A 7,302-nucleotide genomic window follows, 5' to 3' on the forward strand; every position below is an offset into this window, starting at 1 on the left:
CTGCGGCACCTCCGCCTGCGGCACCTCCGCCTGCGGCACCTCCGCCTGCGGCACCTCCGCCTGCGGCACCCGCTTGCCGCAACCCCACCCGCACAGCACCAACAGCCAGCACTTGCAAGTCACTTGGCGCACTATCTTCCGGCCGCCACATCCGCTTCCCTGACCCCATGGACATGGACATGGACATGGACATGGACCGACGGAGCGTTCTCAGGGGCGCGGCGGCCGTCTCTGCCGCGGGACTTCTCTCGTACGCGGGGATCGCGCCCGCATCCGCGAAGCCGGGGCGCCGCGCCGCGCTCACCCCTGCCGACTGGATGGCGGGCCAGGGCGACACTACGCCGCTGACCCGGCTCACCATCCCCGGCACGCACGACTCGGGCGCCCGCCACGGCGGCCTCTGGACCGAGTGCCAGAACTGGACCATCGCGCAGCAACTGGCCGCCGGCATACGCTTCCTGGACATCCGCTGCCGGGTGACCGGCGGCTCGTTCGCGATCCACCACGGCGCCTTCTTCCAGCACATGATGTTCGGCGACGTCCTCATCGCCTGCCGTGACTTCCTCGCCGCGCACCCCTCGGAGACGGTCCTGATGCGGGTCAAACAGGAGTACTCGGAGGTGAGCGACACCGAGTTCCGCGTCGTCTTCGACGACTACCTCGACAACCGGGGCTGGCGCCCGCTCCTCCACATCGGCGACCGCTGGCCCGATCTCGGTACCGCGCGCGGCAAGGTGGTCCTCATGGCCGACAACGGCGGACTGCCGGGCGGGATCCGCTGGGGTGACTCGTCCCTCTTCGCGATCCAGGACGACTACAACGCCGAGCCCTTCGGCAAGTGGCCGCAGGTCCGCGACCACTTCCGCCGGGCCGCCGCCGAACCGGGCCGCCAGTACATCAACTTCGTCAGTACGGCGGCGGGCCTGCCGCCCGAGTGGAACGCGTACCGCCTCAACCCGCAGACCAGGGACTTCCTGAACAGCGGCGAGGCCTCCGGCTGGACCGGCCTCGGCATCGTCCCGATGGACTACCCGGACGCGACGAGCGGGCTCATCGGCGCGGTGCTCGCCCACAATCCGTAGGCAGGGCCAGGGAGCGTCGGGGCGAGGCCGGGCCGGGGCGGGGGCAGGCCCAGGGGCCGGGCGGGCCCAGCCCCTGGTGTGCGGGCTGCGGGGTTCGCACCCCGCGGCCCGCACACCCGCCCTTCAGACGACCGCCCGCCCCAGCAGGTACACGAGTGGCGCGGAGGCCGCGAGTGGGAGGGCGACGCCCGCCGTCATGTGGACGAAGCGCGAGGGGTAGTCGTAGCCGGCCACGCGCAGGCCGATCAGGGCGCTGACCCCGGCGCCGAGGCCGAGCAGCGCCCCGCCCGAGCCCAGACCGGTGAGTCCGCCGGCGGCGATGCCCGCTCCCGCCGCCGTGAGCAGTGAGACCACGACCGAACCGGTCTCGGGCAGCGGCAGTGCACGCGCGAGGCTCGCGGCGGCGACCGCGAGCGCACCCACGACGACGGCGTCCGTGGAAGCCCCGAGGAAGCCGCCGGCGAGAATCGCGAGCGCCGCGGCGGCCACCGTGGCCATCAGCCCGTACATCCGCTCGTCCGGGCTCGCGTGCGAACGCAGCTGGAGGACGAGCGTGAGCAGCACCCAGACGCCGAGGGTGCCGATGAGCGCGGCGGGCGCGTGCTCGCGGCCCACCGCGAGCAGCACGACGTCCGCGGCGAGGGCGCCCGCGAACGCGAGCGCGATGCCCTGGCGCGCGGGCCACATCCCGTTGAGCCGGAACCAGCCGGCCGCGCTCAGGCCCTGCAGCACAAGGAGCGGCACGAGCAGCGCGTAGTCGTTGAGAGCCGCGCCGACGGCGAGCAGCACACCGATACCGGCCGTGATCCCGGCGGGCTGGATACCCGGCGCGATGATGGGCGAACGGCCCTCGGCGCGGGCCCGCTGGGCGTCGGTGATCCGAGTGTTGCCGACGGTCGTGGCGGGGCCGTAGGAGGGCCCGCCGGTGGGCGCGGGTCCGGCAGGGGCCGGTTCGGCCGACGCCGGGTCGGAGGGGCCCGGTCCAGCGGAACCCGGTCCGGCGGAGGCCGGCGGGAACGTCTGCTGGGGCGCGGCGCTGTACGCGTAGGCGTCGGCCGCGCGGTCGTCGTACGGGGTGGTGGCCTGCGGGGATGGGTACTGAGCCGCCTCGGGGGTGGCGTGCGGGCCCGTCCCGGAGGCGGCGGCGTACTGGTTCGTCTCCGGGGTGGCGTACTGCCCCGCCTCGGGAGCGGCGGTGTAGCGGCCCGCGTACGGGTCGGTGCCCTGCTGCGGGTATGCGGCGTGGCGGGCGGCGTCCTGGGCGTACGGCTGGTGTGGGGCCGGTACCTCCGCGGGGAGCGGGCCCGGGTTCGGGCCGTAGTGCTGCGGGGCCGGTGCGCTCTGTGCGTTCTGCGGCGGCAGATACGCGGTGTCCTCGGCGGCGCCCGGTGCCTGCGGCTGCGCCCCGGTCTCCCAGGTCCGCCCCTGCCAGACCTGGGTCTGCGGCCCCTCGTCGTAGCCGCCAGCCGTCCACTGCTGCGGGCCGGGCTGCTGACCGTACGGCTCGTACTGCTCGTGCTGGTCGCTCATCGTGTGCGGGTCACCCTCCTGCGAACGGCGGGAGCACCTCGACCGTGCCGCCCTCGGCAAGGCGTACGGTCTCATGCGCGCGGGTGCCGACGGGGTCGCCGTCGACCAGGAACGAGCAGCGCTGCAGTACGCGGACGAGCTCGCCGGGGTGCCGGACGCGGGCCGCGTCCAGCGCCTGCGCGAGGGTCTCCGCCTCGTAGGGCTCCTCTGCGAGGCCGGCGGCTGACTTCGCTGCGGCCCAGTAGCGGATGGTGCCGGTGGCCATGCGATCGGCCTCCTTTCGACTGCATCCATGATGCCGGTACGCCCGGGGTGCTCCGCCGGGTGCGCCCGTTCCGCTGTTCCGCGGAGGGGGCAGGCGTGGGCCTGCCCCCGCCCTCCGGGGCAGGCGAGGGGCCTGGGCCCGTCCCCCCGGGGGCAGGCAGGGGGGGCTGCGCCCGTCCCGCGGGTCAGGCAGGGCCCGGCGTGGTGCGGTCGGTGGCCCAGCTGCCGATCCGCGCGAGCAGTTCCGCCCCCGCCGCGTGCTCCGCATGCCCCATCCCCCGCTCCACCCACAGCTCGACCCCCGGCGCGGCCGAGGCGAGCATCCGCGGGTGGTCGAGCGGGAAGTACGGGTCGCGGTCGCCGTGGACGACCAGCACAGGCGCCGGGGCGAGGAGCGGCACCGACTCGGCGGGGGACAGCGGGACCGGGTCCCACTCCTCGGGGTGGATCCGGGTGCCGAGGACGTGGCGGCCGACGATCCGGCCCGTACGCCGCGTGACCACCCAGTGCAGCCGCCGCATCGACGGCGTCCCCCGGTAGTACCAGCGCGCGGGGGCGCTCACGGCGACCACCGCGTCGGGCCGTGCTTCCGCGCGCCCCCCGTGCAGCGCGCCCTGCCGCAGCACCACCGAGCCGCCCATCGAGAAGCCGACGGTGACCACCCGCCCGTACCCGAGCGAGCGCGCCCACTCGACGGCCGCCGCCAGGTCGAGCACCTCACGGTCCCCGACCGTGGAGCGCCCGCCGGAGCGCCCGTGCCCGCGGAACGAGAACGTGATCACGGCCCCGAACTGCGTGAACGCCTCCGCCACCCGCCGTACGTGCGGCTTGAGCAGCCCGCCCGAGAAGCCGTGTGCGAGCACGATCGCCAGGCCGTCGGCGGCCTGCGGACCCCGCGCGCAGGGCTCGTACGCCGCCTCGATGGCGACCCCGTCCTCGGTACGCAGCGTGGTGCGGCGCCTCCCGCGGGTGACCGTTCGCGTGACCGGTAGCACAGAAGAACGCGCCGTCGGGTCTCCCTGAGGTGAACTCATGTGGGCTATTCTCCTGGGCAGAGGATCCGGGCAGCGACGCCCCCGGGTCCTTTTGTGCTTTCAGGGGTTCAGGAGGACAAGGTCCTGAACCCTGCACGGCGCAGAACAGCAGTGCCGTAAACGTCCTCGCAGGGACCGAGGAGGAACCAGACGTTATGGGCGAGCGAAGCGAACACCACCATCCGGGCCGTCCGGGCCGTCGTACGACCGGGGCGGGTGAGCGGCGATGAGTTCTCTGCTGCTGCTCACCAACGCCCTCCAGCCGTCGACGGAGGTGCTGCCCGCCCTCGGACTGCTGCTCCACAACGTGCGGGTCGCCCCCGCCGAGGGTCCGGCCCTCGTCGACACCCCGGGCGCCGACGTGATCCTCATCGACGGCCGTCGCGATCTGCCGCAGGTCCGCAGCCTGTGCCAGCTCCTGCGGTCCACCGGGCCCGGCTGCCCGCTGCTCCTCGTGGTCACGGAGGGCGGTCTCGCGGCCGTCACCGCGGACTGGGGCGTGGACGACGTGCTCCTCGACACCGCGGGACCGGCCGAGGTCGAGGCGCGGATCCGGCTCGCCATGGGCCGCCAGAGCCTCACCGGCGACGATTCCCCGATGGAGATCCGCAACGGTGATCTCTCGGTGGACGAGGCGACGTACAGCGCCAAGCTCAAGGGACGGGTCCTCGACCTCACCTTCAAGGAGTTCGAGCTGCTCAAATATCTCGCCCAGCACCCGGGCCGGGTGTTCACGCGGGCCCAGCTGCTCCAGGAGGTCTGGGGCTACGACTACTTCGGCGGTACGCGGACGGTCGACGTCCACGTACGGCGGCTGCGGGCGAAGCTGGGGCCCGAGCACGAGGCGCTCATCGGTACCGTACGGAATGTCGGTTATCGCTTCGTCGTGCCGGAGAAGAGTGAGCGTTCACCCGAACAGGTGAAGGGCAAGGGGGGCCGGGAGAAAGCGCCCGAGACGCCCGGAACGCCCTCCCGCGGACGTTCGGAACCGGCCGTACGCCCTGCCCAGAGGTGACTCTTCCCGCGTAGACTTCCGCGCGTGGCCAAGGTGACGCGGGACGATGTGGCGCGACTGGCGGGGACTTCGACCGCGGTCGTGAGCTACGTCATCAACAACGGACCCCGGCCGGTCGCCCCGGCCACGCGCGAGCGGGTACTCGCCGCCATCAAGGAGCTGGGCTACCGCCCGGACCGGGTGGCGCAGGCGATGGCGTCCCGCCGCACGGACCTCATAGGCATGATCGTGCCGGACGCCCGGCAGCCGTTCTTCGCGGAGATGGCGCATGCCGTCGAACAGGCGGCCGCCGAACGCGGACAAATGGTTCTCGTCGGAAATTCCGACTACCTCGACGAGCGCGAGGTGCACTATCTGCGGGCGTTCCTCGGGATGCGGGTCTCCGGCCTGATCCTGGTCAGCCAGGGCCCGAGCGAACGCGCCGCCACCGAGATCGACGCGTGGGACGCGCGCGTGGTGCTGCTGCACCGGCGGCCCGATGCCATCGACGACGTCGCCGTCGTCACCGACGACGTCGGCGGCGCCCAGCTCGCCACCCGCCACCTCCTCGTCGACCACGGCCATCCGTACGTGGCCTGCCTCGGCGGCACCGAGGAGACCCCGGCCGTCGGCGACCCGGTCACCGACCACGTCGAAGGCTGGCGGCGGGCCATGGAGGAGGCCGGGATCCCGATCGAGGGACGGCTCTTCCAGGCCCCGTTCAACCGCTACGACGCCTACGAGGTCGCCCTGACGCTGCTCGCCGGGCCCGACCGGCCCCCGGCGCTGGTCTGCGCCACGGACGACCAGGCGATCGGCGTGCTGCGCGCGGCCCGTGAACTGCGGATCGACGTGCCCGGCCGACTCGCGGTCGTCGGCTTCGACGACGTCAAGGAGGCGGCCCTGACGGACCCGCCCCTGACCACGGTCGCCTCCGACCGCTCGGCGATGGCCCGCGCGGCGGTCGACCTGGTCCTCGACGACGCCCTCCGCATCACCGGCACCCGCAACGACCGCCTGCGCCAGTTCCCGGCACGGCTGGTCGTCCGCCGGTCGTGCGGGTGTACGGGGCTGTAGGCCGACGCGGTCCGGCACCGGGTTCTGCCCGCCTTCTCAGCGCACCCTCAGGAAGCTCTCATACTCCCCGGAAACCCTGGGACGCATGACCGAGAGCTACCGCCAGAGCGGCCCCCAGCAGCCCACACCCCCGTCGTACGGCGCGTACCCCCCGCCCCCGCAGCACGCCCCCTGGGCGCCGCGGCCCACCTCGGCTGCCGCGCAGCACGCCCCTTCGGCTCCGCATCCCACCTCGGTTGCCCCGCAGCACGCCGAGCGGCAGCACGCCGAGCCGCTGCCCGCCGCCGGAGGCGAAGGCGGGGGCGAAGGCGGGAACGGCGGCTGGGCGGTCTTCGGCCACGAGCCCGCCGCGCACCCCGCCCCCGCGCCCGCCCCCAGGAAGCGGGCCCGCGGCCCGGTCGCCCTGCTCGCCGCCGTCGCCCTGGTCGCCGCGGCCGTCGGCGGCGGCACCGCCTACGCCGCCCAGGAACTGTTCGGCTCCGGCACCACCACCCCCACCACCGTCAACGGCACCAACGCCGCCGCCGGCAGCAAGGGCACCATCGCGGGCGTGGCCAACGCCGTCAGCCCCAGCATCGTCGAGATCAAGGCAGCCACCGGCAGCGGCACCGCCACCGGCTCCGGCGTGATCATCACGTCCGACGGCGAGATCATCACCAACAACCACGTCATCGCGGGCGCGGACCGCATCCAGGTGACGACCAGCGACGGCAGGACCTACGACGCGAAGGTCGTCGGCACCGACAGCAAGAAGGACCTGGCGCTCATCGAGCTGGAGAACGCCTCGGGCCTGAAGGCCGCCACCCTCGGCGATTCCGACCAGGTGGGCGTCGGCGACCAGGTCGTCGCGATCGGCTCTCCCGAGGGCCTCACCGGCACCGTCACCAGCGGCATCATCTCGGCCCTCGACCGCGACGTGACCGTCTCCACCGAGCAGCAGCAGGCACCGCAGGGGCGCGGCGAGGCGCCGTGGCCGTTCGAGTTCGACGGGCAGCAGTTCAACGGCGACACGGGCTCGTCCACGACCACGTACAAGGCCCTGCAGACCGACGCCTCGCTCAACCCCGGCAACTCGGGCGGCGCGCTGATCGACATGAACGGGGAGATCATCGGCATCAATTCGGCCATGTTCTCGCCCAGCTCCACCTCCGGTTCCAACTCGGGCAGCGTCGGCCTCGGCTTCGCGATCCCGGTCAACGACGTGAAGGCCGACCTCGACACACTCCGCGGCGGCGCGATGAACTGACGCCCCAGCACCCCCACCCGCCCACCCAGCTGTGGGCAGTCGTGCCGCAGGGCGGCACGGGTGGGCACAGCGGCA

General features: G+C 73.5%; 7 protein-coding genes. 4 read left to right on the plus strand and 3 right to left on the minus strand.

Annotated features, from left to right (window positions below):
- Positions 1–167 precede the first annotated feature (167 nt).
- Positions 168–1,082 carry a phosphatidylinositol-specific phospholipase C gene (locus tag ACLF6P_RS11180; RefSeq protein WP_415949867.1) on the plus strand — a complete coding sequence of 305 codons (915 nt, stop codon included), beginning with the start codon at positions 168–170 and terminating at the stop codon, positions 1,080–1,082.
- A 123-nt stretch (positions 1,083–1,205) separates the two neighbouring features.
- Here ACLF6P_RS11180 and ACLF6P_RS11185 read toward each other — a convergent pair whose 3' ends face one another.
- The 3 genes from ACLF6P_RS11185 to ACLF6P_RS11195 form a co-directional block, all read right to left on the minus strand.
- Positions 1,206–2,612 (minus strand): hypothetical protein, encoded by a 1,407-nt coding sequence (locus tag ACLF6P_RS11185; protein WP_415949869.1) that lies wholly within the window; start codon positions 2,610–2,612, stop codon positions 1,206–1,208.
- Positions 2,613–2,622: 10 nt separating this feature from the next.
- A complete protein-coding gene (locus ACLF6P_RS11190; RefSeq protein ID WP_415949870.1) occupies positions 2,623–2,877 on the minus strand; it encodes a MoaD/ThiS family protein in 255 nt (84 codons plus the stop codon).
- 184 nt (positions 2,878–3,061) lie between these two features.
- The gene (locus tag ACLF6P_RS11195; protein WP_415949872.1) at positions 3,062–3,910 is read right to left on the minus strand and encodes an alpha/beta hydrolase; all 849 of its coding nucleotides are present in this window, start codon (positions 3,908–3,910) and stop codon (positions 3,062–3,064) included.
- Between the two features lie 226 nt (positions 3,911–4,136).
- Between ACLF6P_RS11195 and ACLF6P_RS11200 the strand changes: the two genes are divergently transcribed.
- From ACLF6P_RS11200 to ACLF6P_RS11210, 3 genes are all read left to right on the plus strand, one after another.
- Positions 4,137–4,925, plus strand: coding sequence for a response regulator transcription factor (locus ACLF6P_RS11200; RefSeq protein ID WP_415949873.1), 789 nt, complete (start codon positions 4,137–4,139; stop codon positions 4,923–4,925).
- A 24-nt stretch (positions 4,926–4,949) separates the two neighbouring features.
- A complete protein-coding gene (locus tag ACLF6P_RS11205; protein ID WP_415949874.1) occupies positions 4,950–5,981 on the plus strand; it encodes a LacI family DNA-binding transcriptional regulator in 1,032 nt (343 codons plus the stop codon).
- An 85-nt stretch (positions 5,982–6,066) separates the two neighbouring features.
- Positions 6,067–7,227 carry a S1C family serine protease gene (locus tag ACLF6P_RS11210; RefSeq protein ID WP_415949875.1) on the plus strand — a complete coding sequence of 387 codons (1,161 nt, stop codon included), beginning with the start codon at positions 6,067–6,069 and terminating at the stop codon, positions 7,225–7,227.
- Positions 7,228–7,302: the final 75 nt, after the last annotated feature.

Origin of the sequence: Streptomyces lothianensis (genome assembly GCF_047779955.1) — a bacterium.
In the GTDB taxonomy this organism is placed as follows: Bacteria; Actinomycetota; Actinomycetes; order Streptomycetales; family Streptomycetaceae; genus Streptomyces.